Consider the following 25,217-nt stretch of genomic DNA (forward strand, 5'->3'; position numbering starts at 1 on the left):
GAGGTGTGGGAATGAATATCTTAGAAGTATTTCGCGATGCGGTTAAGCCGTTTATGGATGGCGAGAAACCGCCCTTGAATGTCGGGGAGGTCATGAACTTGTGGTTTTACTTAACCGCAACGGAACAAACGATGCGCGGTGAACAGGTATCGTATAATATTGTTCAGGATCTTGATCTTAAAGAGTTGCTGAAGGTAGTTATTAACGATGTTCACGGACCGATCCAAAAGGAATTAACGGAGTTTCTAACTGCGGAAGGAGTGCCCCTCCCTGAGAGAACGCCGGATAAGCCCATCGGCGATTTCCGGAGCATTCCGGAAGGCTCTAAATTGTCTGATGAAGAAGTGGCCTGTCTTCTCAGCTTCAATATTGTGCTTGGGATTAATTATGCATGCCGGGGAGTAACGGAGTCGGTCAGGCCGGATGTATCGTTCATGTTCGCCAAATTTCAGATGAGGAAGATGACGTATTCGATCCAGCTCAGAGATCTGTTAATGAGAAGAGGATGGCTGCAGGTACCGCCTTATTATAAAACGGAAGCACTTGTGCCTTAGCGGAAAATCGGGAAGACTGCGTATAACGAAAGTCGGGAGAACGGCCAACGACTTCCAAAATATTTTCGCAACCGCTGCACTCATGGTATAATGAGGTGTTCCGATCGAGTAGGAACAGAGAGGTTGCTTTATATGCAAGAATTTAAAGACTGGAACCTTAAAGTGAAAGAAACCTTTAATGCGACTAGCAAAGAGGTTGTATTGACGGTAACGGAGGCAGGCAGGACGCTGGGTCTCTCGAAGGACAATATGAAGCAATATGTGGAGAAACACAAACTAACCAAGATTCCTATATCGAGAAGCGTTCATCGGTATTTGCTGTTGAAGAGCGAGCTGGATCAGATTTTGGATAACAGGTTCGACGATTACTCACTTTCGCCAAAGGATTCATTGCTTAATCGATGAAACTGTGCTATTGTAGAGAGATCGTATATGAGACCTGAAGTCACGAATTGGAAAGGGTTGCGATGCTGCCTTTTTCAGTGTGTGGCTTTTTTTAAAACAGTCCATGTAAAAATTAGCTTTTGGAGGTAATATTATGCAAACAGGTACAGTAAAATGGTTTAACGCAGAGAAAGGCTTCGGTTTCATCGAGGCTGAAGGCGGCACGGATGTATTCGTACATTTCAGCGCAATCACAGGCGAAGGATTTAAATCGTTGGACGAAGGACAACGCGTTGAATTCAACGTGGTTCAAGGCAACCGCGGACCGCAAGCTGAGAATGTCGTAAAGCTGTAATTTCAAACAGATGAAGAACCGCTCTTGACTCCGGTCAAGGGCGTTTTTTGTGCATAAAAGGGGAAATCTCTTGTCCAAAACATACACTTTTCAACCCAGCATGGATGGTTATACTTAGAAACAGGTATAAACAACTTCGAGGGTGTCGCTGGAATAGTGAGGATGGTAAATCAAGATGGGTGTAATAAAGCTGGTCAAACGTATGGATTTTCATCCCGTGGCCTGGGGGCTTCTTATGGGCACGTTCCTTTCGCGCATTGGCTTCTATATGACGATTCCGTTCCTGGGTATTTATTTAGGCAAGGTGAAGGGGATTGATCCGGCGGCGGTCGGAGCTATTTTAGCGGTGAGTTTTCTGGCAGGGACATTATGCAGCTTTGTCGGGGGAGCGCTGTCGGACAAGCTGGGGAGATACCCGGTGCTTCTTTCATCCATGGCCGCCTGGAGCCTCGTATTTATCGGGTTTGCCCTGGCGGACGAAACATGGCTGTACTTCGTATTAAGCGGCTTGAACGGCCTCTTCCGCAGCGTGTTCGAACCGACGGCCAGAGCGCTGCTCGCCGATGTAACGCCGGTTGAACGACGCTCGGACGTGTTTAATGCGAGATACTTCACCATTAATATTGGCGGGGCTATCGGGCCGTTAATCGGATTAAAGCTCGGGGCCGGCGGTTCTTCTCCGCTTATCCCGTTTATCGTAAGCGCCTGTATTTTTGCCCTTTATGCCGTATTGCTGGCGTTATTCATGCTGACCTTCAAGCACCGGGAGCAGGAGAAAGCGGCTTCCGTTCCGATGAAGCAGATGGTGCAAATCGTGTTTAAAGACAAAGTATTCCTTTATTTGCTTCTAGGCAATACATTCGTGGTCGGCGCATATTCGCATTTGGATACGACGCTGTCGCAATTTATCGGTCATGACCGGATCGAGACGTACTCCTTGCTTTTTATAATGAACACGCTGACCGTATTGGTATTCCAATATCCGCTGGCGAGGCTGATGAAGCGGTTTTCTGCTTTAACCTCATTAAAGGCGGGATGCTTTTTATTTGGTCTGGGCTTGTTCGGGTTCGGCATATTTGACCATGTGCTTCTGTTGATCTTGTCGATGGTTGTTTTCACGATCGGTGAAATTATTTCCTTTGTTACCGGGGATGTGCTTATCGGGGAAATTGCTCCCCCGCATTTAAGAGGGGCGTATTTTGGCGCGAGCGGGTTCGCGTTTATCGGGCAAAGCGTCTGCGCATGGGTCGGCGGACTCCTGCTTCAGACCTTGGGCTTCGGGAATGGCCCGCTCATTTTCTTCATCCTCATGTTATTAACCTTTATTGCGTTTCCGTTCTTCCGCAAAGGGCAGCAGTTGCGGGAGCATCGGCAGGCAGCTGATGAAGTGAATGGAATCACCGCATAAATTCATAGGTCTAAAGTTTTAGACGTACCCTGCCGATAGATATAATAGTTTGGAACTATTATTGTGGGGGAGTAGAACATGGAGAAAAGTCCAAAATCGTTTGTTGCTGCATTACTGCTTTGCTTTTTCTTGGGGACATTAGGAATTCATCGCTTCTACGCAGGAAAAATCGGAACAGGAATTTTGCAAATCATTACGCTTGGCGGTCTAGGGATCTGGGTATTGGTCGATTTCATTATGATCGTTATCAGCAAGTTTACGGATAGTGAAGGAAGAAGAATCACGCCATAAATAAAACGAGAAAGAGCGCCCGGATCGTTGCCGGGCGCTCTTTCTATTACCAGCGTTGCGGGACGACATTAATCCTTCCGCATCGCGATGCCGTGCATCAGGATGTCGAGCGTCCGGTCGATCTCCTCGTCTTCGTCGAAGGGAAATTCCGGAGCCAGAAACACGTGGAAGATAATCATGCCGATGAACATGCTGACGGAGGACCGCATGATACGCCAAGGCGGCGCTTCGATAATCTGTCCTTGATCCTGAAAATGCTTAACGACCTTCTCGAGTCTTTGAATGACAATGTTCGTCATCAAGCCTTTCACCTGCTCCATCAGCTCCGGTTGAAAGGGAACCTCGTGGATCAGAATCTTGATGAGCTTCACGTTTTTACGGGCGAACTGCAGTCTATCCTTGGCAATTGCCCGGAAGAAATCCTCGGTTTGGCTGTAAGGAATCTCCAGCAGCTTCGCAAAATCCCGCATGAAGAACGGAGCGATCAGCTTGGTTGCGATCGGCCCGGCAATAGAGAGAAGCAGGTCCTTCTTGGTTTTGTAATGACGGAAAATCGTCCCTTCGGCGACGCCTGCCCGCTGCGCGATTTCGCTTGTAGACGTGGCGGCGAAGCCCTTCTCCGAGAAGATCTCGACCGCCGCTTCCAATATTTGAATTTGTTTGTCGGTTTTCTTCTTCTCTTCGCCTTCGGTCAGCCGGATAAGCTCCTCCAGCCATTGATCCTTCTCGTCCGACATAGAGGCTTATCTCCTTTCTCGTACTCGTGCTAATGAGGTCTTGCACTAGATTACTATATTTTCCGGTGCTTGCGCAATGCGAGCACGTTGGCCGCCATGAAGAGGAGGGTGAGCGCCAGTAAAACAAAGACATCGGATGCGATCGCGCTCCAGCCTTCGCCGCGGATCATGACGTTCCGCAGCGCATCGGCGCCGTACTTAAGCGGCGTAATATAGGACAGCCAGCTTAGCCATGGCGACATGCCGTCCAGATCGAACAAGCCGGAGAAAAAAACTTGCGGCACGATGACGAGCGGAATGAATTGAATCATTTGAAACTCCGTGTTTGCGAACGCGGACAGGAATGTGCCGAAGCTGAGCGCCGTCAGGGACAAGAGCAGCATAATGAGCAGCACGTACCAGAACGATCCCGCCATCATACTTCCCAATACGCCGATCGTATATCCGGCAATCAACACACCCTGCAGACTGGTGAAGATGCCGAAGCCAACCATATATCCGGCAACAATCTCCCACCGGCGCAGAGGCGTGGCCAGAAGACGCTCCAAGGTTCCGCTGGTGCGCTCCTTCAGGAAGGAAACCCCGGCAATGAGGAACACGAAGAAGAAGGCAAATAATCCGATTAATACGGGGCCAAAATGATCGAAGGAAGACATGTCCTCCGAGCCGTGCAGATATTCGAATACCGGAGCGGGAAGTCCGGCGGCAGCCTGGTCGACGGCAGGCGCCCGCGCCTGCACAGCCTTCTGGATCAGCATCATGACGGCGCGGTTCTTGGCAGGGTCGCTGCCCTCCAACCTGATATGCGGCGAAGCGCCGTCAAGCCGGATGATCGCGTCTATCCTTTGATCCTTCAGCGCGGCTTCGGCTTCCTCTTGCGATTCGAAGACGGTTACTTCGGCATCGGCCGCGCTTAAGCTTTGCGTAATCGACTCCGGTACTTGTATAGTTCCGAGCTTGGGTTGATACGCGTCGCCGTTAAAGACCAGGTACATCAGAGACAAGACGAGCAGCGGCGCGGCGATCAGCAGAGCCATGGACCGTTTATCATGAATAAACTGACGGATAATACGAATGATGAGGGCCTTGATTCTCATGCTCATGCGCGTATACCTCCGTAATAAAGAAATGCTTCCTCGATCGTGGAGCTTCCGGTCTGCGCCTTCAGCTCGTCAGGGGAGCCGGAGGCGATCAGGTGTCCGTCGCGGACCATTCCGAGCCGATGGCACTTGTCCGCTTCGTCCATCACGTGGGTCGTGACGAGAATCGTCGTTCCTTTGTTGCTTAAATGCTGCAGCTCATCCCATATCGATTTGCGAAGGACGGGATCGATCCCGACGGTCGGCTCATCCAGTATAAGCACCTCCGGCTCGTGAAGCAGCGCGATGGCCAGCGATAAGCGGCGCTTCATGCCGCCGGAGTAGGAACTGACGGAGCGCTTCATGTGATCCGTCAGATTCACAAGCTCCATCACCCGCCCCATTCTCCTCTTCAGAGGCTCGCCGCGGAGGCCGAAGAGGGAGCCGAAAAATAACAGGTTTTCTTTAGCGGTCAGCTCCGCGTATAAAGCGTCCGATTGAGCCATATAGCCGATTCGGACCATCATCGCAAGCTTCGGCATCTGCGTGCCAAGCACCTCGATCCGACCGCCGGTCGCTTCGTCGATGCCGGCGATTATTTTGACGAATGTCGTTTTGCCGGATCCCGAGGGCCCTAGCAAGCCGAAAATCTCGCCTTTGCCGACCGTGAGGCTAATGTCGTGAAGGACCGTTTTGTCATCGAATTTACGTATGACGCCGCGGGCTTGAATGCAAATTTCATTTTCTTTGCTCATTCGTTTCACTCCTCCGAATAAAAAGTGAGTAATTACTCACTCTCGTTATTAAACCCAATATACTCCCGATCCGCCAATCGGTCAAGTGAGTAATCACTCGCATTTTTCAAATAAAAAAATGACGGCCTGTGATGCGCCGGCGAACGCCTTCCATTGCACGAACCGGGACGATCGTTATAATGGGTATAACGAAACGGGAGTTTGCCGGAATGAGAGGGGACAGGCTATGTTTTATTCGCTGAAAAGCCGGTTGATCGCGATTTTTTTTCTACTCTTCGTCTTATCCTTCCTTACGATGTCGATCTATTTGTTTAATCAATCCCGTGCCATTATCCGGTCTTATATCGAGTCCTCGGCACTGGAGAAGATGGATGAATACGGCTCCTACATTGATATGGTCCAGACGCAAATTTATGACCTGGCTTCCATCGTCTTCAACAGCGATATTTCGAAAAATTGGGATGCGGCAGCCTCCGATCCGGCCGCTTCGGGAGGGGAGAAAAATCTGGCCCACTACCATATGAGCCAGTTCCTGACGCGGACGACGAACAGCTACTCGAGCGTTTCTTCGGTTACGGTATACCGGCAGGAGGGCATGTGGCTGAGCAGCGGCAATATGGTCGTTACCGATCCCTCGTTTCTGGAGGAGAAGTGGTATCACGATTTTAAAAAGCAGGATCTGCGCTGGATTGCCGCACATACGGATGCCGCGGAATTGCGCAATAATAATAACAAACATCCCGTGATCAGCATGCTGATGCCGATCGGCTCGTTCGAGCCCTCCCTAACGAAAAGCGTAATGAAGATAAATGTAAGCGCAGACTATTTCCTCGAACCGCTGGGCCGCATTCATTTGGGCGAGAGCGGCACGATTTATTTATTGGATCAGAACGGGAATCCGATGCTGTCACAGACGGAATACGACGCGCACTCGGATATGCTCCGGCAGGTCGGGCAGATTCGCAGCGGCTGGAGAAAGCAGGGGGTCGTCTCCTTGACGAACGAGCAGGGCGGGAAGGAGATTCTGGTGTACAAGAAGCTGCCGCAGACGAATTGGCTGCTGGTCGGCTTCGTCTCCGAGAATGATCTGTACTCCAAGCTGTTCCAGCTGAGGCAAACGATTCTCATCGTCGCGGCTTTGCTGCTCCTGCTTTCCTTGATCCTGTCGACGTGGCTGTCGCACGGCATCACGAAACCTCTCTCGCGGCTGGTGCTCGCGATGCGGCACGTGCAGCGCGGGGACTTCGTCCATGCGGAGAGCCGGCTCGCGCCCGTGAGAAGTTTGCGTAATGAGGTCGGCTTCGCGACGGAGACGTTCCGCAACATGGTCATCCAGCTGCGGCAGCATATCAAAACCGAATTCGAGCTCAAGCTGCTCAGGCAGCAGGCGGAATACAAGGCGCTGCTTATGCAGATTAACCCGCATTTCCTGTTCAATACGCTGGAGCTGATGAGCAGCTTAGCGATGCAGAAGCGGACGGACGACACGGTGCAGGTCATTGAATCGCTTGGGAAAATGATGCGTTTCTCGCTGCGGATGAGCGACGACCTGATTCGTCTCGAGGAGGAGCTCCTCTATGTCCGCCATTATATGTCGATACTGACCATCCGATTCGGCGATCGCCTTCACATTTCGCTAGAGAAGGAAGGGGATCTGGAGCGGCTCACAGTGGCGAAATTTATTATCCAGCCGCTAATCGAGAATGCGGTGAAGTACGGTTTCCTGCATCAGCCGGAGGCGAAGGTCCGCATCCGTGTGCGCCATGCGGAGGGGCGGGTCCATCTGATTGTAGCCGATAACGGTCCGGGCATGGCGCCCGAACGGGTCAAGCAAGTGCTCGATTCCTCGGCTGCCGCGCAGCTGGATCATATTCTGACAAGCCGCGACAGCCAGATTGGTCTAGGGAATGTTCTATCCCGCTGCCGACTATATTATGAATCGTTGTTCGAGGTCCGAATTGATTCTGCAATTGGAGAAGGAACGACGATCGAGCTCATACTACCCGCACAGGAGGAACGCCATTATGTACCGAGTATTGATCGTGGATGATGAACCGGAAATCAGACAAGGGCTGCAGCTCAAGGTCGATTGGGAAGGTCTGGGCCTCCTCATCGCGGCGGAGGCTTCGAACGGCGTGGAAGCGATGGAGATCCTGACGGGCGAGGCGATCGATATCGTCATCACCGATATGAATATGCCGGTCATGGACGGGATGACCTTCCTGGATGCTTGCCATGACCAATATCCCTCTCTGCGTCTGATCGTTATAACGGGATATGAAGATTTTCAATATGCGAAAGCGGCGGTTAAAAACCATGCGCGGGATTATTTGCTGAAGCCGGTGGCGAGAGACGAGCTGACCATGGCATTAACGAATGTCAAGCAGGAGCTGGACAAAGAGCGCCGCAGCCAGGATCAGGCAGCGATGACAGAGTGGCGGCTTTCACAATATTACGCGAAAATGAAGGAGCATTTTATCGTTCATCTCGTGAAGGAAGAGCTGGAGAGGATAAGCGTCGTGAAGGACCGGGCCAGATTATTCGAGCTCGATGTCTGGGACGACCGCAAGGTAAGATTCATGACGGCCGGACTGAAGGATGCTGCAGCTCCGGAGCATCCTTCCGAGCGGTCGCCGGATAAATTCCGTCTCCCGTTCGACATTATTTCCAGGGAATGCGCGGACAAGCATCGAGGCTTCATTCAAGTGTTCCGCGACGCCAACTATCCCGGCCTGATGCATTTTGTCATGCTGGAGAATGAAGCGCTGGAGCGGGAATTTACCGGGGCGCTGCATCAGAATGTAAAGACCTTTATGGGTTTCGAGCTGCGGGTAGGCATCGGGCAAGCCGTGACCGGATTCGTGCAGTGGAAGGAAGGTTATATTACCGCCCTGCTGGCATGGAATCTGCCGAACGACAGGGAAACCGGCAAATCCCGGACCCCTGCCGGACAAGCGGCGCTGCCTGAGGATACGATCAAGGTTCTGAGGCGGTATTTGACCCGGGGAGAGCTCTCCAAGTTCAGTGAGGCGATCCGGCATGAATTGCGGGGAACGATCGGGTCGCAGCCCCGTTTTGTGAAAGTGATCTTTCAGCTTTATTTGATGTTGGAGTCGGTTGCGCATGAGCAACACATCGCGCTCGACAGCAGGGAGCAGTTGTGGCTGCGTCCGGAAATGTCGCTCAGCCTCGATACGGTAGAGAAGGCGGAGCCGTTTCTTATGCGGCTGGCCGCCAAGATCGAGCGGAAGCGGGAGATCGATTCCGGGGAGGGCGATCCTTCCCTGATCGAGGCGGCTCAGCATTTTATCGACGAGAATTACATGTACGATTTGAATTTAACGATGATTTCCGAGAAGTTTAATTATAACTCCTCTTATTTCTCTGAAATGTTCAAAGCGAAGGTCGGCAAGACCTTTATTCAATACTTAACCGAGGCGCGCATGAATCAGGCGGTGCGGATGCTCCGGACGACGACGCTCAGCCTGTGGGACATCGCGGAGCTGACCGGCTTCTCCAATGCAAGCTACTTCAGCTCGAAGTTCAAGCGGATGCACGGGCTCACCCCGTCGGAATACCGGCAGCAGTCATCTGAAAAAATTGATAGCGAACACCCGAAGAAATAGCATTCTTTCGGGCAGACCCCTCCCTTATGATGGAAGTACATCAATAGAGAGGGGGAATTGCGATGAAATCAAGCCGCAAGCCGCTTGCAAAAGGGCAGCATAACCTTACGGCGTATACATTTCTTCTGCCGTGGCTGCTCGGTTTTTTCTGCTTGACGCTCGGTCCGATGCTCGGTTCGCTGTATTTGTCGCTGACCAAGTATAATCTTCTGACGCCGCCGGAGTGGATCGGCTTTGCCAACTACTTAGACATCTTCATTGAAGACGATACCTTCTCGAATTCCTTATGGCTAACCGTCAAATACGTGTTTCTATCCGTGCCGCTCCGGCTTTCCTTCGCGCTGCTGGTTGCCATCGTTCTGAATAAAGGCATCCGGGCGCTTGGCATTTACCGGACCGTATACTACATTCCGTCCCTGCTGGGGGGAAGCGTCGCGATTGCGATCGTGTGGCGGCAAATCTTCGACGGCAGCGGCCTGGTGAATCAATTTCTAGGCTGGTTCGGCATTCAGGGACCTTCCTGGATCTCTCATCCCGATTACATCGTATACACGATTATTTCGCTGTCGGTCTGGCAATTTGGTTCTGCCATGGTTATCTTCCTCGCAGGCCTCAAGCAGGTTCCGGCCGATTTGTACGAAGCCGCTCAGGTAGACGGGGCGAACAAGGTCAGGCAGTTTTTCCGCATTACGCTGCCGATGCTGACTCCGGTCATTTTCTTTAATCTCGTCATGAGCATCATTAACTCCTTTCAGGCGTTCACGCCGGCTTTCGTTATCGGCGACGGCCGGGGCGGCCCGCTCGATGCAACGATGTTCTACACCTTATACCTGTACATGAAGGGCTTCTCGTTCTTCGATATGGGTTACGCTTCTGCCCTTGCCTGGATTATGCTGCTGATTATCGGTGCTTTCACGGCCGTTATCTTCGCAACCTCGAAATATTGGGTATTCTACGGCGACGGCAAGGAAGGGAGGTAAGACGGCATGACGACTGTAACAGGGTTAAAAGTCTTTACGAAGCATACGCTGATCATCATTTTCGGCTTCGCCATGCTGTATCCGGTTCTCTGGCTGATTAGCAGCTCCTTTAAACCGAATGACATCCTCTTCGCACAGCCCGGCTTGTGGCCGGCATCGTTCACGCTGGACAATTACATCAATGGGTGGCGCGGGTTTCAGGGCATCGCGTTCAGCAGGTTTTTCGCAAATTCGTGGCTGATTTCGATTCTGAGCGTGCTCGGCAACGTGATAACCTGCTCCTTCGCGGCGTTCGCGTTTGCCAGGTTGGATTTCAAGTTTCAGAAACTATGGTTTTCCTTCATGCTGGTAACGATCATGCTTCCTTATCACGTCACGCTCGTTCCGCAGTATGTCATCTATAACGAGCTGCAGTGGATTAATACGTATTACCCTCTTGTTCTGCCAAAATGGCTGGCGCATGATTCCTTCTTCATCCTGATGATGGTTCAGTTCATTCGCGGCATCCCAAGGGAGCTGGATGAGAGCGCGGTGATCGACGGCTGCAGCCAGCGGCAAATTTATTTCCGCATCATTATGCCGCTGCTTACGCCGGCGCTTATATCGGCTGCGATCTTCACCTTCATCTGGTCATGGGACGATTTCTTCAGCCAAATGATTTATTTGAGCGATATTAAGCTGTTTACGGTACAGCTGGGCATCCGGTCCCTATTCGACCCTACCGGTCAGTCCGACTGGGGAGCGCTGCTCGCGATGTCGACGCTGTCGCTCGTTCCGATTACGCTTATTTTCATGATCTTTCAGCGTTATTTCCTAGAGGGTATCGCAACGACGGGGTTGAAATAACGGGCGACCTGACGATATAAGTTGAACGAAAGAAACACACGCTCGGAGCGAAGAGAGCATAACGATCTGGAGAAACGAAGTGTTCGCTTTTTGCAGACCGAATGGTTACCCTGACAGGGTTCTTATTCTAACCATTTGGCTGCAACAGCGGTCGGAAGAATGATTTGCTCTCGAAGTGATAAGCACGTATGAATCATTTGTTCAACTTATAGCCGAAAAAATTAATACTCAATACCCGAAGGAATGAAATTCCGATCCGGACGAATGAAGGATAGCATAATAGGTGAAAGCGAATTCACTACATGCATAGGGGGAAACAAAGATGAACAAACGGATGCTTACGTTGATGTTAGGGATGCTGATGGTTTTTACGGCGGCATGCTCCGGCGGTACCGGCAGCGGCGGCGCAAGCAATGGCAATGCAGCTAACGGCAACGCCGCAGGCGGCAATGCGTCGGGCGAAGCAGAGCAGGTTGAGCTGCGCGTCATGTGGTGGGGAGATCAGAAACGGGCGGATATTACGAACGAGGCGCTTGGCATCTTCCAAGAGAAATACCCGAATATTAAGATCGTTGGCGAGTTCGCGCCATCAACCGGTTACTTCGATAAGCTGAACACCCAGCTTGCTTCGGGTACGGCGCCGGACGTATTCTTCCTCGGAGGCAACGTGGTCGATTACGCGAACAAAGAAGTGCTCCTTGACCTGGGGCCATATGCCGATAAAGAGTTGAATTTGAGCGATATGGATCAATCGATGATCGATTACGGCACGATCGGCGGCAAGCTGCTGCATATTTCTGCAGGCGCCAATGCACGCGGAGTGGTCGTGAACAAGACGCTCTTCGAGAAGGCCGGATTGCCGGTTCCGGAGGACGGATGGAACTGGGATGACTTCGCCCGTATCAGCAAAGAAATTTCCGAGAAGCTGGGCGAGGGCGTCTACGGCACTTATAACATGGTTATCGACGGAATGGACATTGGTTTGAAGCAGCAAGGCAAGCAGCTGTATGATATGGCGAACGGAACGCTTGGTTTCGAAGAAGCTGATGTGCTGAAGTGGTTCCAATTCTGGGATGCCGCATCGAAAGCGGGCGGTGTCGTGCCATCCGAGCTGCAGGTCTCCAACCCTCCGGGCGATACGAGCAAATCGTTGATCGTAACAGGTAAAGTCGCGATGAGTCTGATTCCGTCCAACCAATTGGCTGCGCATCAATCGCTAACGCAGGATGAGCTGATCCTGGTACAGCTTCCGCGCGGCGACAAGGGTACAGGCGTTGTGTTCGAGTCGAGCCAGGGTCTCTCGGGTTATGCGAAGACGAAACATCCGAAGGAAGTTGCGACGCTGCTCAGCTTCTTCATCAATGATCCGGAAGTAGCGAAAATTCTCGGAAGCGACCGCGGCGTTCCCGTAACGGCAGCTAACCGCACTTTGCTGGAAGGCACAGCGAATCCGGTAGAGAAGATCGTCTACGACTATACGAGCCGCGTATCCGAAGCGACGAAGACAGAACCTTTCGCCGTAAGCTACAACCCTCCGGGCTTCTCTGAATATTCCAAGCTGGCGGAGTCGACGATGTACGAGATCGGCTTCGGACGCAAGAGCGTGGAGGCTGCGGTTAAGGACTTCTATAACGGTACGCTGAAAATTTTCAAAAACAATCAATAATAGGGCAGTCGCAAGAGGAACTTGCCCTCGCAGCTAAGAACAGCAGATGTTCTATGGTGGCGGCCTGCAGGCCATGTGAGATTCGTTCAGTGAATATAGGAACAGGCTGCCTTGAGGCAGTCTGTTTTATTTCAAAAATCGGAAAGCGAGGCAGCCATGATGAAGGAATCATTGCTGAAGCAGCTTCGGGAGCTGTCGGTCGACGGGAAGGTTGGCGGGCTGAAGAAGCCGTCGGATCAGAAGAGCTTAGAGGAGTGGAAGCAATCTGGCGTACGCTTTACGGCGAGCTCCGGCAAGCTGGAGCAGGTCTATTACGCCGCAGTGCGGAATCTGCTTGACTGCATCGTGCCGACAGGCGGCGATGAACCGGTCCTGCAGGAAGGCGGCGTCTATCTCGGCTGCTGGCTGGAGAGCACGGGGACCATTAACGCCGAGCTGCTGTCGCGGTTCATGCCGTCCGTATCGGAGGCGACCTATCGCTCGTTCGCCGTGCATCAGCGGGAAGACGGGCTTCTGCCTTATAAGTTGACCGGGCAAGGTCCGTCCTACCGCCAGATTCAATTGGTGACGCCGCTCGCCCGCAGCGTCTGGAACCATTACATGCTGCATGCTGCTGACAAGAACTTCCTTCAGACGATGTATGAGGCGATGGCGCGTTACGATGAGTGGCTCGTTGCTTACCGGAATACCCGAGGGACAGGCTGCGTAGAAGCCTTCAGCACATTCGATACGGGGCATGACCTGTCGCCGCGCTTCTGGCATGTGCCGGATACGCCGCATCTTGGCGATGCGGCGCGGGTGAATCCGGACTCCCCGATCTTGCCTTTCCTTGCGCCGGATCTGACGGCCAACGTATATTGCCAGCGCATATATATGGCTCGTATAGCGGAGGAGCTTGGACAATCCGGCGAGCCATGGCTGGCTAAGGGAGAGGACAGTCTGGCCAGCTTGTTCCGTTATTGCTTCGACGAAGAGGATCATTTCTTCTACGACCGCGACCGGAATGACAAGCTTGTGCGCGTGCAATCCGACGTGCTGCTCCGGGTAATGGCGTGCGAGGTCGGAGACCGGGCGTTCTTCGATACGATGCTGCGGCGTTATCTGCTGAATACAAGCAAGTTTTTCGCTAAATATCCGTTTACCTCGATATCGATGGACGACCCGCGGTTTGACCCGAACTCCAGCTACAACAGCTGGGGGGGGACAAGCAATTTCCTGAGCCTGATCCGTACGCCGCATGCGTTCGAGCATCACGGCCGCCATGTGGAGCTGACCTGGGTGCTGTATCCGATTCTCTCTTCTTTCGCCAAGGCGTCCCGCTTTGCGCAGACGGTCAGTCCTTGGACCGGCGACGAAGGCTACACCGAGGCGTACTCTCCGTCGATTCTATGTCTGCTTGACTATGTAGAACGGTTATGCGGCATTTTGCCTACTCCGGAAGGGGAGCTTTGGTTTACGGGACTTGCTCCGTATGCGATGGACCACGGCGAAGAAATCGCGCCGGAGACGGGCTACGGCAGAAGGGTCGACGGCGATTCCTATGAGCTGCTGAATACACGTTCCGGTTCTGAGATCTATCGGAACGGCGAAAGCTATATCCGCTTCCCGAGCGGTATTCGCGTCGTGACCGGACGGGACGGCGGCTTGAGAAGCATCGTTGGCATGAGCGTCCGAACGGTAGAAGGAACGCTTCACTATCAGGGCAGCGACATCGCCTTCAGGGTGAAGGGGAATGAAGTGCTGGCCTTCGGGAGCGGCGCGTTCAGAAGCGTATCGGATATCGGAATTGTTCATCCTGCTTATCGTTAAGGGGAAAGGGCAGTCAGGTTTCTCCTTATTCAGACCATATGGCGAAAGCGGCGATCGGAAGAATGATTTTGCGTTTGCAGAGACAGCAGCTGTTGTAAATCGCTTATGCAGCAGGAAATCCTCCTGCTATTTTGTCGGTATGACGGCTGCTTCCCCATCCAGCAGGAAAAACTCCCTCTATATCGACCCGTTTAGACTGATACGCCTAATAATGACCGAATTAGAGGGAGAAATTCCAGTTAGAATTCTTCTAAACCAGCTTCCAGGCCATTTAGTGGAAGGAATTCCCTTTGATTTTGAAATTACGGCACTCACGATCTCATCCACAATCCTAAATGATTGTGGATTTTTTTTACTTTACGGATAATAATAAAAATCTGTCAGGTAATAGAAACTTTAGGGCGGGGCGTAGAGAGAGCTAATTGTTCTGGAGCAATGAAGTGCTCGCTTATTGCACAAAATGGGAGGAATTCAGGTGTATAAGGTGCTGTTGGTGGATGATGAGACCGATGTGCGGGACGGGCTCGTCCAGGAAATCGATTGGAAGGCCTGCGGCTTTACGGTCGCCGGTACGGCCGAGAACGGGAAAGAGGCCATGGAGCTGGCGGACCGGCTCGAGCTGGACGTCGTCATTACGGATATCAGCATGCCGTTCAAAGACGGGCTTCAGCTGTCCGAGTGGCTGAGGGCTCATTATCCGCTGGTGAAGATTGTGATCCTGACCGGCTATGACGAGTTCGATTATGCCCGCCAGGCGATCCGGCTCAGCGTCGACGAATATTTGCTGAAGCCGTTCTCCGCGGACAGCTTCACAGAGCTGCTGCTGAAGATCCGGCAAAAAATCGAAGCCGAGGTAGCCGAGCGCGAAGACGTCCGGCAGCTGAAGGAGCATTACCGGACCAGCCTGCCGCTGCTTCGCGAAACCTTCCTCGCCTCCTTGCTGAACCGCAAGCTGCCGAAGAGCAAGATCGAAGAAAAAGCGATGAATTACGGTCTTCATCTCTCCGGTTCAACCTATGCGGTGGCCGTCATTGCGCTTCACGCGCCCGAGGAGGTTGAACAGGCGGAAATCGATCACTCGCTGCGTTACTCCGGTGATCTCGATTTGATGCTGCATGCGATGTTGAATATTGCCAAAGAGATCTGGGACCTAAATCAACTTGGAAGCGCTTTTATCCATCAGGACGGCATCGCGCTGCTGGCGATCGGCGACGATAACCGGGAAGAGGCTTGGTTCCGACGCGTGCAGGAGACGCTCGATAATATTCTGAAGAGCATCGTTCACTACTTGAAGCTGCCGGTGACGATTGGCGTAGGGTCGGTCGTGACGGATATCGCGGACGTGAAATATTCGTACGGGGATGCGCTGCTCGCGCTGGATTACCGGCTCGTGCTGGGCTCGGAGAAGGTGATTTTCATTCATGACGTAGAGGATCGCCGATACGAGAAGCTCCGCTTCGACGAGCTGAAGGAGCAGGCGCTGACCCGCAGCCTGAAGGTAGGGACGGCGGAGGAGCTCGGCGAAGCGGTCGATGATATTTTCCACGGGCTGTACGAATCTGCTTTTGCTTATAGCGATATTCAAGTGTATCTGCTGGAAGTGGTCACGACCGTGATGCGCACGGCCAAGGATGCCGACATTAACCTGGATGAGCTGTTCGGCGCGGGTTTCCAGCTGCATGCGGAAATATTTAAATTTTCGGGCATGCAGGAGGCGCAGCGGTGGTTCCAGGATCTGTGCCTTCGCATTATGAAGCATATCGCAAGCAAGCGGCAGCATTCGTACAAAGACATCGTGGAGAAGGCGATTCACTATACGAAGGAGCATTACGGCGATCCGGATATTTCGATTCAGAGGCTCTGCTCCCATCTTCATATCAGTACCGGTTACTTCAGCGGCGTCTTCAAGAAGGAGGTCAAATTGACGTTTGTGCAGTATTTGATGCATATCCGGATGGAGGCCGCCAAGGAGCTGCTGCGGGCGTCGGAGCTGAAAGCTTTTGAAATCGCGGAGCGCGTCGGCTTCGCCGATCCGAATTATTTCAGCTTCTGCTTCAAGAAGCAGGTCGGCATATCGCCGAAGGAGTACCGCAGCCGCGTTCTGTCCGACGCGGGGGAGGAGGCACGCGATTCATGACGCTTTTCAGACGAAAGGTGACGCTGTCCGCCCTGAAGCGGTGGATGGAAAGTCTGCGCGCAAGCAGCATCCAGTCGATTATTATGTGGTCGTTCTCGGTATTTATTCTCATCATCGTTGTTCTTGTCGCAGTACTGCTATACAACAAGTTCTCGCGTACCGCGGAGCAAAACGTATTTCTGAGCACGCAGCAAATCGTCGATCAGGTCAGCTATAATCTCGAGGATTACGTGGACGGCATGGCGCAGCTGTATCAGGCGATTGAAGAAAATATGCTGGCAGAGGGCCAGTGGGACGATGATCAAGTTACGGAGCAGCTGGATACGATTATGAGCAGCCGCGACGATCTGGTGTCGATTGCGCTGTTCGACGGGAGTGGAAAGCTGCTTAGGAATCACCCAACGCTGCCGGTCAGGGAGAGCGCCCGGGTATCGGAGCAGAGCTGGTTTCATTCCGCCATGCGGGTGCCGGATCATCTCAGCTTCTCGCTGCCGCATGTCCAGAATTTATATGACGGCACTTACATTTGGGTTGTGTCTATGAGCAAGGGAATTACGGTTATCCATGAAGGGAGACCGGTGAACGTTGTCCTCCTCGTAGATATCAACTTCAAGAAGATCGACGAGCTCAGCAGCCGGATCAGCCTCGGCAAGCGGGGCTATGTCTATATTATCGACGAAGGCGCAGGCAATATCGTATACCATCCGCAGCAGCAGCTGATCTATATGGGGCTGAGGAATGAAAGCGTCGAGAAAGCGTTAACCTCATCGGACAGCTATATGGATGAATCGTCCGGGGTGAAGCGGCTGAATACGGTGAAGTCCGTCGTCAATATCGGCTGGAAGGTTGTCGGCGTTTCTTATTTGGATGAAATCATGACGACCCGCGAGGAAGTGAACCGTTACTTGGTTCAGGTCGTTGCGGTCGTGTTGGTGCTCTCGGTTCTGATCTCCATCCTGCTCGCAGCGGTGCTAACCCGGCCGATCAGGCGGATGGGGAAATCGATGAAGGCGGTCGAACGCGGCGATTTCAACGTCGAGCTGCCGATGAGAGGGCCACTGGAAGTCGTTCAGCTGTCCAGCCGCTTCAATCTCATGCTCGATAAGATCAGGCAGTTAATGAAACAAATTATCGTCGAGCAGGAGTCGAAACGGAAATATGAGCTGGAGGCGCTGCAGGCGCAGATTAACCCTCATTTTCTGTATAACACGTTGAACTCGGTGGTCCGGATGGTCGGAATGAGCAAGAACGAAGAGGTGATCACGATGATTACGTCCTTGTCGAAGCTGTTCCGCATCAGTTTAAGCAAAGGGAAGACGTCGATTACGGTAAGCGAGGAGCTGGAGCATGCCCGGCATTATTTGACGATTCAGCAGATGCGGTTTAAGAAAAAATTTGATTTTACAATCGAGGCGGAGGAAGAGGCGTTAACCTGCTACACGCTAAAGCTTGTCCTGCAGCCGCTCATTGAAAATGCGATCGTACACGGAATTGAGTTCATGGTGGATGAGGGCTGGATTCGGATCCGCGCCTTCGTGAAGGAGGATCTGCTGGTGCTGGAGGTCGAGGATAACGGCGTAGGCATGTCGCCGCAGAAGCTGAAGAGCATATTGGCGGAGATGAATGCCGGAGGGGACAATGCTGCCGGACATGCCGGTGACAGCGGCACGGGCGCAGGTTCACGGGCAGGTTCCGGCTCAGGTGTAGCCGTCCGGAACGTGCATGATCGAATAAGGCTTTATTATGGCGCCCAGTATGGCTTGACCTATGAAAGCGAACAGGAAGAAGGAACGACGGTCCGCGTATATATGCCGGTTATGCGGCAAAGTATGGAGGAGGCTGGGCATGGTGAATAAATCTCGTACTTGTCTAAAAAGATTCGTGTTAATCGCGGCGGCCTCTCTGCTCGCTGCGGCGGCGCTTGCCTCTTGCACATCCCCCGAGCTCGGAGATGCGGAAGAAGCAGCGCTCCGCATTGCGCTAGTCGCTCCCGTCCATGCCAGCGAGCAGGGCGATGCGATGCGGCTTGGCGCCGAAGCGGCGGTCAAGGAGTTCGGAGCGGAGCTGGAATATATCTCGTTCGAGCCCGATGAGGATGCGATAGAGCAGCTTCAAGCCGCGCTTGCTATTGTTGAGAACGGGGCCTCGGCGGTCTTGATCGATCCGGCGGACGAACGCGTGCTGACGGAGCTTGCCGGAAGAGCATCGGCCAAAGGAACGCCGATTGTCACCCTTAACGATGAACGGACAGCCAAGGGCGTGCTCACTTCAGTATCGGCGGACAATGAGAAGGCCGGCCGGCAGGCGGGCGAGGCGATGGCGGAGCTGCTCGGCGGGAGCGGGAATGTAGCGATCATCCGGTCGGATCGGAGCGACCCCGATCTGGAGCGGCGTGAAGCCGGAGCCCGGGCCGTTCTTGAGGAATATGCGGGTATTCAAATAACGGACAGCGCCGCATGCGGAAATCTGCGGGACGCCTGCTGGCAGGCCGCGAAGCAGCTGCTTGATCATGCCCGGTTGGACGGCGTGCTTGCCCTCGAGGCATCGGCCTCGCTGGGATTATCGGATGAAGTGAGAAGGCGCGGCGAGCAGGGGAAGCTGAAGATCGTCACGTTCGGCAGCGAAATGGATCAGCTCGAGCTTCTTCAGGAAGGCGTTCTTCATCAATTAGTCGTGCTGAACGCCTTCAGCACCGGGTATCTTGGCGTGAAGCAGGCGGTTGCGCTGTTGTCCGGGGAGCGGGTCGACAAATCGATCCTGCTGGAAACGAATGTCATCGACGCGGACAATATGTTCTGGATGAATAATCAGAAGACGCTGTTCCCGTTTGTGAAATAAACGGGATTGTGCCGCCGCAAATCGGTTGAACAGCCGTTTTACACGGTAACTGATGAGAATTTTGATAGAAAGCATGAGAATATTGAATTCGAATGAGGCCGGCAATCCTTCATAATAACAGTAGACGCTTAAGCGCGGCGGCGAGCTGCGAATGAGCGGAAACCGAAAGTAATCTGGGAGGTCTATACAAGATGAAAAAGAAATGGTTGCTTGTGCTTATGACAGGAATTATGCTGACGGCTGCGGCTTGCGGCAACAACAGCGGCGGCAGCAATAGCGGAAGTAACGGGGAAGCCTCGAATACAAACGGAACGCCGCAGGTCGGAGTAGCGATTTATAAATTTGACGATACGTTCATGACCGGCGTAAGAAACGCGATGTCGGATTCGGCGGAAGGCAAAGCGAAGCTGGATATCGTAGACAGCCAGAATGCGCAGCCGACGCAGAACGAAAAAGTCGATCTGTTCATCTCGAAGAAATATGATGCGTTGATCATTAACCCGGTTGACCGTACGGCTGCGGGCGTTATCATCGACAAAGCGAAGGGCGCCGACACTCCGGTCGTCTTCCTGAACCGCGAGCCGATTGCCGAAGACATGAATAAATGGGACAAAGTATTCTATGTAGGCGCGAAAGCGGAAGAGTCCGGCACGATTTCCGGCCAGCTGATCGTAGACTACTGGAAAGCGAATCCGGCCGCGGATAAGAACGGAGACGGCAAGCTTCAATACGTTATGCTGACAGGCGAGCCGGGACATCAGGACGCAGAGCTGCGCACGAAATTCTCCGTTCAGGCAATCCAGGACGCAGGCATCGAAGTGGAGGCGCTGGCTGAAGATACGGCAATGTGGGATCGTGTAAAAGGCCAAGAAAAAATGCAAACCTTCCTTGCGTCAAACGGCGACAAAATCGAAGCGGTTCTAGCGAACAATGACGACATGGCGCTCGGCGCGATCGAAGCATTGAAAGCGGCGGGCTACTTCTCGGGCGACAAATATATGCCGGTTGTCGGCGTTGACGCAACGGCTCCGGCGATCCAAGCGCTGCAGGACGGCACGATGCTTGGAACGGTCCTTAACGACGCGAAGAACCAAGGCGCTGCTTCGGTAGCGATTGCGGCTGCGCTCGCAAAAGGCGAAACGCCAACGAAAGATAACACCGGCTTTGATATCACGGACGGCAAATACGTGTGGATCGCGTACAAGAAAATCACCAAAGAAAACGCAGCCGACGCGCAATAGATTTGTTAGGGAGTGAGGGGCAGCGGCATGTAAGTGGCGTTGTCCCTCATCCAGTTTAGGAGGGAAGATGGAATGGCGGAGCAAAACGTACTGGAAATGCGGGGAATTTCAAAAGCCTTTCCTGGCGTACAGGCGCTAAAAGACGTAACGCTTAAGGTAAAGCCGGGAACCGTTCATGCGCTTATGGGCGAGAACGGCGCGGGCAAATCGACTTTGATGAAATGCTTATTCGGCATCTATAAGCCGGATGAAGGCGAAATTTTTATAAACGGAAGCAAGACGGCGATCAACAACTCGAAAGATGCGCTAAACAGCGGTATTTCTATGATTCATCAGGAGCTGCATCCGGTTCCGCACCGGAATGTCATGGAGAATATATGGCTTGGCCGATTTCCGATGTTCGGCTATGGGCCCTTCAAGCTTGTTAATGAAAAGCGAATGTATGAGGATACGCTGGAATTATTCCGCGACCTTGAGATTGATATAAATCCGCGGGCAAGAACGGGCTCGCTATCGGTATCGAAGATCCAGTCGCTCGAAATCGTGAAGGCGGTTTCGTTCAACTCGAAGGTGATCGTGATGGATGAACCGACATCCTCCCTGACCGGCAATGAAGTCGAGCAGCTGTTCGGCATCATTAACCGGCTGCGCAAGCGCGGGGTATCGATCATTTACATTTCTCACAAAATGGAAGAAATTTTGCGGATTTCCGACGAAGTGACGATTATGCGGGACGGAAAATATATCGGCACTTGGCCGTCCGCCGAGCTGACAACCGATCTCATCATCACGCGGATGGTCGGCCGGGATTTGACGGAGCGGTTCCCGGAGCGCACCAATGTGCCGGGGAACACGCTTCTGAAGGTGGAGAAGCTGTCCTCGCCGAATCCGAAGTCCTTCCAGGACGTGTCCTTCGAGCTTCGGCGCGGAGAAATTCTCGGCTTGGGCGGACTCGTAGGCGCTCAGCGGACAGAGCTCGTCGAGGCGCTGTTCGGACTGCGGAGCGTGGCATCGGGCTCTATCTCGATCGATGGGAAGCCGGTTAAGATCAAATCGCCGTCCGACGCGAAGAAGCATAATATCGCGCTTCTGACGGAGGAGAGACGGGTAACGGGTATCTTCCCGGTGCTGTCGGTCTACGAGAATACGATTATCGCCAATCTGGGCCGTTATCAGAATAAGGCGGGCCTGCTGAACGAACGCAAGGGCAAAGAGGAAGCCGCGTTGAACGTCGAGAAACTGCGGACGAAGACGCCTTCGGTCAATACGCAGATTCGCAATCTGTCGGGCGGCAACCAGCAGAAGGTTCTGCTCGCTCGCTGGCTGCTCACGGAACCGGAAATTTTGCTGCTGGATGAACCTACCCGGGGGATCGACGTCGGTGCCAAATATGAAATTTATACGATTATTACCGAGCTGGCCAAGCAAGGAAAGAGCATTATAATGATTTCCTCTGAAATGCCGGAGCTGCTAGGCATGTCCGACCGGATTATGGTGATGAGCGAAGGCCGCATGACAGGCATAGTGGAAGGCAAGCAGGCAACAGAGCAGGAGATCATGCGCCTGGCCGCGCAGCAGCGGTCGGTTGAATCAGGAGGGAATAAAAATGAATTTGCAAGCACTGTTTAAAGTAAAAGATTATTTGGCGCAGCGGGCCATCTTCGTCGTATTGGTCCTGCTCGTTATTGGTATCGCGATTGCGGACCCGAACTTTTTAGCTTTTTCCACACTGCGGGATATTATGCAGCAATCGTCCACGAGGCTGATTATCGCGCTGGGCGCGGCATTCATCTTGATCACGGGCGGTACCGACTTGTCCTCCGGGCGAGTCGTCGGCCTGACGGCCGTCATCTCGGCTTCGATGCTTCAGATTGATACTTATGCAAGCAAGTTTTTTCCCGATCTTCCGCATTTATGGGTAGGACTTCCCATTATTGTCGGGATTGTCGTCGGCCTTCTCGTCGGCCTGGTGAACGGTCTGATCGTAGCGAAGCTTCACGTGCCGCCTTTTATCGCGACGCTTGGAACAATGGTCGGCATTTACGGGCTTAACTCCCTCTACTTCGATATGGAGCCGAACCAATCGCAGCCGATCGGCGGCCTTCGTCCGGACTTTACGAAGTGGGGCTCCGGCTTTATCGATCTGGGCGGCGGTTACACCATCCCGTATATCGTCATTATCGCGGTAGTTGTCGCGCTCATCTGCTGGGTTGTTTTCAACAAAACGCGTCTTGGCAAAAACATGTACGCCATCGGCGGCAACGTTCAGGCTGCGCATGTATCGGGTATTAACGTAGCCCGCAACCTTATCCTTATCTACGCGATTTCCGGCGCGCTTTACGGTCTTGCCGGCGTAATGGAAGCGGCGCGGACCGGCGGAGCGACGAACAACTACGGCAATATGTACGAGCTTGATGCGATCGCAGCCTGCGTTGTCGGCGGCGTATCGACGGCCGGCGGCGTCGGTACCGTACCGGGCGTTGCGGCGGGCGTTCTGATCTTCGGCGTTATCAACTACGGCTTGACTTATATCGGCGTCAGTCCATATTGGCAGCTTATTATTAAAGGTCTAATTATTGTTGCTGCGGTTGCCTTCGACATCCGCAAATATATGGCTAAAAAATAATTGAAAAACAGCAATGATATGAATAATTAATTCGGTTAATAATCAAGCAAGGGCCGCAGGTATGATCTGGCGGCCTTTGTTTTTTATGAACAGATGGGGGAGACTTGGTTATGAAAAATAATAAAACGGATGCCGTCAAGCGGGGTATCCGGTTCTCGCTCGGCCGCAAGCTGACTGCGGCTTTCTTCGCGGTATCGCTTCTCGTCGGCGTGACGGCAGGCGCGGCCTATATGTCCATGAAGAAGCTGGAGCGGAATTATGCGTCCTTGCTCGAGAAACAATCAGCCGCGAATGAACGGGCTTCCAAGATCGAGACGGGTACGCAGCTTCAGAACAGCCTGCTCTTCGGCTATTTGGTAGAGCCTGTACCGGAGAAGGAGGAGCTGCTGTTTAAGGGTAACGGGGAGCTGGGAACGCTGATCACAACCACGGTAAGCGCTTCCGAAGATGATGAGCGGGAACAGGCCGTCCGTTTATTATCCGAATCGAATGATACGTTCGCGAGATTGCTTGTGAAGGTACAGGATTACATAAAGCAAAACCGCCCGGATCTGGCGAAGGCTGAGGCGCTGATGTGGTCGATCCCGCTTACCGATACGATGAATCATGCAGCGAAGCAGCTTCGCGAAGCGGAGAAGGCAGCGCTGCAGAACGAGCTGAACCGCTATCGGAAGGCATCGGAGGCGACAACGCGCACGTTGATTCTATGCAGCGCAGCGGCGCTAATTATTGCCGTTTCCATCGGCATTCTATTAACGCGGCTTATTGTGAGGCCAATGGCGGCAATGGTGCGAACGGCGGGAGAGATGGCCTCCGGCGACCTGACCGCAGCTTCCGTGGAGGTGAAGAACCGGGATGAGATCCGTGAGCTCGCGTCCGCCTTCCATACGATGAAGAGCAGTTGGCACGGAATGATCAGCGAGCTGGGGCGGCATGCCGGGAGAGTGGCTCATTCGGCGGAGAAGCTCCGTCAGCAGTCGGATCAGTTCCGGTCGTCTTCCGAACAAATTTCCGCCATTATGGAGGAAATATCCGTCGGGTCGGAGGAGCAGGCGCAAAGCGCAGAGCTCGGCGTATCGAAGGTGGAGGGCATGTCGGCCGGCGTCGCTGAAATTACTGCGCTCGCGGGCCAAGCCGACCGCCAGTCTGCTCATGCGCTTCAGGAAACGGCGGCCGGCGAGCGAATCGTAGCGCTGACAGCGGATCAAATGAAGGCGATTCAGCAGAAAATGAACGAATTGACGGCATTCATTGAGCGGCTCGACTTACGTACCGGGCAAATCGTCGATGCCGCGGCGCTCATCGAGCATATATCGCGGCAGACCCAGATGCTGGCGTTGAATGCTTCCATTGAGGCGGCAAGGGCCGGGGAAGCCGGCAAAGGCTTCGCGGTCGTTGCGAATGAGGTGCGCAAGTTGTCTGTGCAAACCGGTACCGCAGCTTCGGAGGTGCAGGCGCTCGTTGACGGCGTCCGCAACGAGACCGGACTGGTGGTCGAAGCGGCCAAAGCCGGCTCGCTGGAGGTAGCCGCCGGCCTGACCAAGGTCGGACAGGCCGGGGAAGCCTTCTTCAGCATACGGCAAGCGGTGGAGGAGGCGGCGGGCCAGATCGGCAGAGTGCTCGAGCAAGCCGAACGCTTGTATCGGCAATCGGACGACGCCGTAGACGCGATCCGCTCCATCGACCGCGTTGCCCAGCAGACGGCGGACGGCTCCCGCGAGGTGTACGCCCATACCGAGGAGCAGCATGCCGGCGTACAGGAGATGACCGCCGCTATGGATGGGTTGAGTCTCCTGTCGGAGGAGCTGCAGGGGATGATCGGCAAGTTTAAAGTGTGAGATAGAATCCGGATTTTCTTGAGCAAACGATTCATTATCAGACCCCG

The 25,217-nt window shown here is 53.4% G+C and carries 21 protein-coding genes; 18 read left to right on the forward strand and 3 right to left on the reverse strand.

Annotated elements, in window-relative coordinates; all coding sequences use genetic code 11:
* The first annotated feature begins 11 nt into the window (after positions 1-11).
* The 5 genes from H581_RS0106435 to H581_RS0106455 all read left to right on the forward strand — a co-directional run bounded on the left by H581_RS0106435 (position 12) and on the right by H581_RS0106455 (position 2,992).
* The gene (locus tag H581_RS0106435; RefSeq protein WP_028609295.1) at positions 12-554 is read left to right on the forward strand and encodes a DUF3231 family protein; all 543 of its coding nucleotides are present in this window, start codon (positions 12-14) and stop codon (positions 552-554) included.
* Between the two features lie 132 nt (positions 555-686).
* Positions 687-959 (forward strand): MerR family transcriptional regulator, encoded by a 273-nt coding sequence (locus H581_RS33265; protein ID WP_051250499.1) that lies wholly within the window; start codon positions 687-689, stop codon positions 957-959.
* A gap of 133 nt (positions 960-1,092) precedes the next feature.
* Positions 1,093-1,293 (forward strand): cold-shock protein, encoded by a 201-nt coding sequence (locus H581_RS0106445; RefSeq protein ID WP_028609296.1) that lies wholly within the window; start codon positions 1,093-1,095, stop codon positions 1,291-1,293.
* A gap of 202 nt (positions 1,294-1,495) precedes the next feature.
* Positions 1,496-2,701, forward strand: coding sequence for an MDR family MFS transporter (locus tag H581_RS0106450; RefSeq protein ID WP_051250504.1), 1,206 nt, complete (start codon positions 1,496-1,498; stop codon positions 2,699-2,701).
* A 78-nt stretch (positions 2,702-2,779) separates the two neighbouring features.
* Positions 2,780-2,992 (forward strand): TM2 domain-containing protein, encoded by a 213-nt coding sequence (locus tag H581_RS0106455; protein ID WP_028609298.1) that lies wholly within the window; start codon positions 2,780-2,782, stop codon positions 2,990-2,992.
* Between the two features lie 68 nt (positions 2,993-3,060).
* Here the strand turns inward: H581_RS0106455 and H581_RS0106460 are convergent, their stop codons facing one another.
* From H581_RS0106460 to H581_RS0106470, 3 genes are read right to left on the reverse strand one after another with little or no spacing between them, the layout of a single operon-like run.
* Positions 3,061-3,729: a TetR/AcrR family transcriptional regulator gene (locus H581_RS0106460; protein WP_028609299.1), complete on the reverse strand. Its 669-nt coding sequence runs from the start codon at positions 3,727-3,729 to the stop codon at positions 3,061-3,063.
* 53 nt (positions 3,730-3,782) lie between these two features.
* Positions 3,783-4,826: an ABC transporter permease gene (locus H581_RS0106465; protein WP_028609300.1), complete on the reverse strand. Its 1,044-nt coding sequence runs from the start codon at positions 4,824-4,826 to the stop codon at positions 3,783-3,785.
* 2 nt (positions 4,827-4,828) lie between these two features.
* Positions 4,829-5,563 carry an ABC transporter ATP-binding protein gene (locus tag H581_RS0106470; protein ID WP_051250500.1) on the reverse strand — a complete coding sequence of 245 codons (735 nt, stop codon included), beginning with the start codon at positions 5,561-5,563 and terminating at the stop codon, positions 4,829-4,831.
* A 226-nt stretch (positions 5,564-5,789) separates the two neighbouring features.
* Here H581_RS0106470 and H581_RS0106475 point away from each other — a divergent pair, with 226 nt between their 5' ends.
* The 13 genes from H581_RS0106475 to H581_RS0106535 all read left to right on the forward strand — a co-directional run bounded on the left by H581_RS0106475 (position 5,790) and on the right by H581_RS0106535 (position 25,170).
* Complete coding sequence (locus H581_RS0106475) at positions 5,790-7,613, forward strand: sensor histidine kinase (protein ID WP_028609302.1); 1,824 nt, start codon at positions 5,790-5,792, stop codon at positions 7,611-7,613.
* Positions 7,588-9,189, forward strand: a complete 1,602-nt coding sequence (locus H581_RS0106480) for a response regulator (RefSeq protein WP_036717946.1) — start codon at positions 7,588-7,590, stop codon at positions 9,187-9,189. The genes H581_RS0106475 and H581_RS0106480 overlap by 26 nt, the downstream gene beginning before the upstream one ends.
* Before the next feature lie 62 nt (positions 9,190-9,251).
* Complete coding sequence (locus H581_RS0106485) at positions 9,252-10,169, forward strand: carbohydrate ABC transporter permease (protein ID WP_028609304.1); 918 nt, start codon at positions 9,252-9,254, stop codon at positions 10,167-10,169.
* Positions 10,170-10,175: 6 nt separating this feature from the next.
* Positions 10,176-11,015: a carbohydrate ABC transporter permease gene (locus tag H581_RS0106490; RefSeq protein WP_028609305.1), complete on the forward strand. Its 840-nt coding sequence runs from the start codon at positions 10,176-10,178 to the stop codon at positions 11,013-11,015.
* Positions 11,016-11,337: 322 nt separating this feature from the next.
* Positions 11,338-12,681 carry an ABC transporter substrate-binding protein gene (locus H581_RS0106495; protein ID WP_028609306.1) on the forward strand — a complete coding sequence of 448 codons (1,344 nt, stop codon included), beginning with the start codon at positions 11,338-11,340 and terminating at the stop codon, positions 12,679-12,681.
* A 159-nt stretch (positions 12,682-12,840) separates the two neighbouring features.
* The gene (locus tag H581_RS0106500) at positions 12,841-14,490 is read left to right on the forward strand and encodes an MGH1-like glycoside hydrolase domain-containing protein (protein WP_028609307.1); all 1,650 of its coding nucleotides are present in this window, start codon (positions 12,841-12,843) and stop codon (positions 14,488-14,490) included.
* A 475-nt stretch (positions 14,491-14,965) separates the two neighbouring features.
* Positions 14,966-16,627: a response regulator gene (locus H581_RS0106505; RefSeq protein WP_028609308.1), complete on the forward strand. Its 1,662-nt coding sequence runs from the start codon at positions 14,966-14,968 to the stop codon at positions 16,625-16,627.
* Entirely contained in the window at positions 16,624-18,483 is a 1,860-nt protein-coding gene (locus H581_RS0106510; RefSeq protein WP_245599947.1) for a cache domain-containing sensor histidine kinase, read from the forward strand. Before H581_RS0106505 ends, H581_RS0106510 begins: the two co-directional genes overlap by 4 nt.
* Complete coding sequence (locus H581_RS0106515; protein WP_036717949.1) at positions 18,473-19,465, forward strand: substrate-binding domain-containing protein; 993 nt, start codon at positions 18,473-18,475, stop codon at positions 19,463-19,465. Before H581_RS0106510 ends, H581_RS0106515 begins: the two co-directional genes overlap by 11 nt.
* A 191-nt stretch (positions 19,466-19,656) precedes the next feature.
* On the forward strand, positions 19,657-20,706 hold the full coding sequence (locus H581_RS0106520; protein ID WP_028609311.1) for a galactose ABC transporter substrate-binding protein: 1,050 nt from the start codon (positions 19,657-19,659) through the stop codon (positions 20,704-20,706).
* A gap of 72 nt (positions 20,707-20,778) precedes the next feature.
* Positions 20,779-22,335 (forward strand): sugar ABC transporter ATP-binding protein, encoded by a 1,557-nt coding sequence (locus tag H581_RS0106525; RefSeq protein ID WP_028609312.1) that lies wholly within the window; start codon positions 20,779-20,781, stop codon positions 22,333-22,335.
* Positions 22,313-23,332 carry a galactose/methyl galactoside ABC transporter permease MglC gene (gene mglC / locus H581_RS0106530; RefSeq protein WP_036717951.1) on the forward strand — a complete coding sequence of 340 codons (1,020 nt, stop codon included), beginning with the start codon at positions 22,313-22,315 and terminating at the stop codon, positions 23,330-23,332. Before H581_RS0106525 ends, mglC begins: the two co-directional genes overlap by 23 nt.
* Before the next feature lie 110 nt (positions 23,333-23,442).
* Positions 23,443-25,170: a methyl-accepting chemotaxis protein gene (locus tag H581_RS0106535; RefSeq protein WP_051250501.1), complete on the forward strand. Its 1,728-nt coding sequence runs from the start codon at positions 23,443-23,445 to the stop codon at positions 25,168-25,170.
* Positions 25,171-25,217: the final 47 nt, after the last annotated feature.

The organism is Paenibacillus harenae DSM 16969, assembly GCF_000422465.1.
GTDB classification, from domain to species: domain Bacteria; phylum Bacillota; class Bacilli; order Paenibacillales; family Paenibacillaceae; genus Pristimantibacillus; species Pristimantibacillus harenae.

What these genes read in the sequence shown, in the direction of transcription:
- H581_RS0106435 (WP_028609295.1), top strand. Translation starts at nt 12, where the DNA reads ATGAATATCTTAGAAGTATTTCGCGATGCGGTTAAGCCGTTTATGGAT.
- H581_RS33265 (WP_051250499.1), top strand. Translation starts at nt 687, where the DNA reads ATGCAAGAATTTAAAGACTGGAACCTTAAAGTGAAAGAAACCTTTAAT.
- H581_RS0106445 (WP_028609296.1), top strand. Translation starts at nt 1,093, where the DNA reads ATGCAAACAGGTACAGTAAAATGGTTTAACGCAGAGAAAGGCTTCGGT.
- H581_RS0106450 (WP_051250504.1), top strand. Translation starts at nt 1,496, where the DNA reads ATGGATTTTCATCCCGTGGCCTGGGGGCTTCTTATGGGCACGTTCCTT.
- H581_RS0106455 (WP_028609298.1), top strand. Translation starts at nt 2,780, where the DNA reads ATGGAGAAAAGTCCAAAATCGTTTGTTGCTGCATTACTGCTTTGCTTT.
- H581_RS0106460 (WP_028609299.1), bottom strand. Translation starts at nt 3,729, where the DNA reads ATGTCGGACGAGAAGGATCAATGGCTGGAGGAGCTTATCCGGCTGACC.
- H581_RS0106465 (WP_028609300.1), bottom strand. Translation starts at nt 4,826, where the DNA reads ATGAGAATCAAGGCCCTCATCATTCGTATTATCCGTCAGTTTATTCAT.
- H581_RS0106470 (WP_051250500.1), bottom strand. Translation starts at nt 5,563, where the DNA reads ATGAGCAAAGAAAATGAAATTTGCATTCAAGCCCGCGGCGTCATACGT.
- H581_RS0106475 (WP_028609302.1), top strand. Translation starts at nt 5,790, where the DNA reads ATGTTTTATTCGCTGAAAAGCCGGTTGATCGCGATTTTTTTTCTACTC.
- H581_RS0106480 (WP_036717946.1), top strand. Translation starts at nt 7,588, where the DNA reads ATGTACCGAGTATTGATCGTGGATGATGAACCGGAAATCAGACAAGGG.
- H581_RS0106485 (WP_028609304.1), top strand. Translation starts at nt 9,252, where the DNA reads ATGAAATCAAGCCGCAAGCCGCTTGCAAAAGGGCAGCATAACCTTACG.
- H581_RS0106490 (WP_028609305.1), top strand. Translation starts at nt 10,176, where the DNA reads ATGACGACTGTAACAGGGTTAAAAGTCTTTACGAAGCATACGCTGATC.
- H581_RS0106495 (WP_028609306.1), top strand. Translation starts at nt 11,338, where the DNA reads ATGAACAAACGGATGCTTACGTTGATGTTAGGGATGCTGATGGTTTTT.
- H581_RS0106500 (WP_028609307.1), top strand. Translation starts at nt 12,841, where the DNA reads ATGAAGGAATCATTGCTGAAGCAGCTTCGGGAGCTGTCGGTCGACGGG.
- H581_RS0106510 (WP_245599947.1), top strand. Translation starts at nt 16,624, where the DNA reads ATGACGCTTTTCAGACGAAAGGTGACGCTGTCCGCCCTGAAGCGGTGG.
- H581_RS0106515 (WP_036717949.1), top strand. Translation starts at nt 18,473, where the DNA reads ATGGTGAATAAATCTCGTACTTGTCTAAAAAGATTCGTGTTAATCGCG.
- H581_RS0106520 (WP_028609311.1), top strand. Translation starts at nt 19,657, where the DNA reads ATGAAAAAGAAATGGTTGCTTGTGCTTATGACAGGAATTATGCTGACG.
- H581_RS0106525 (WP_028609312.1), top strand. Translation starts at nt 20,779, where the DNA reads ATGGCGGAGCAAAACGTACTGGAAATGCGGGGAATTTCAAAAGCCTTT.
- mglC (WP_036717951.1), top strand. Translation starts at nt 22,313, where the DNA reads ATGAATTTGCAAGCACTGTTTAAAGTAAAAGATTATTTGGCGCAGCGG.
- H581_RS0106535 (WP_051250501.1), top strand. Translation starts at nt 23,443, where the DNA reads ATGAAAAATAATAAAACGGATGCCGTCAAGCGGGGTATCCGGTTCTCG.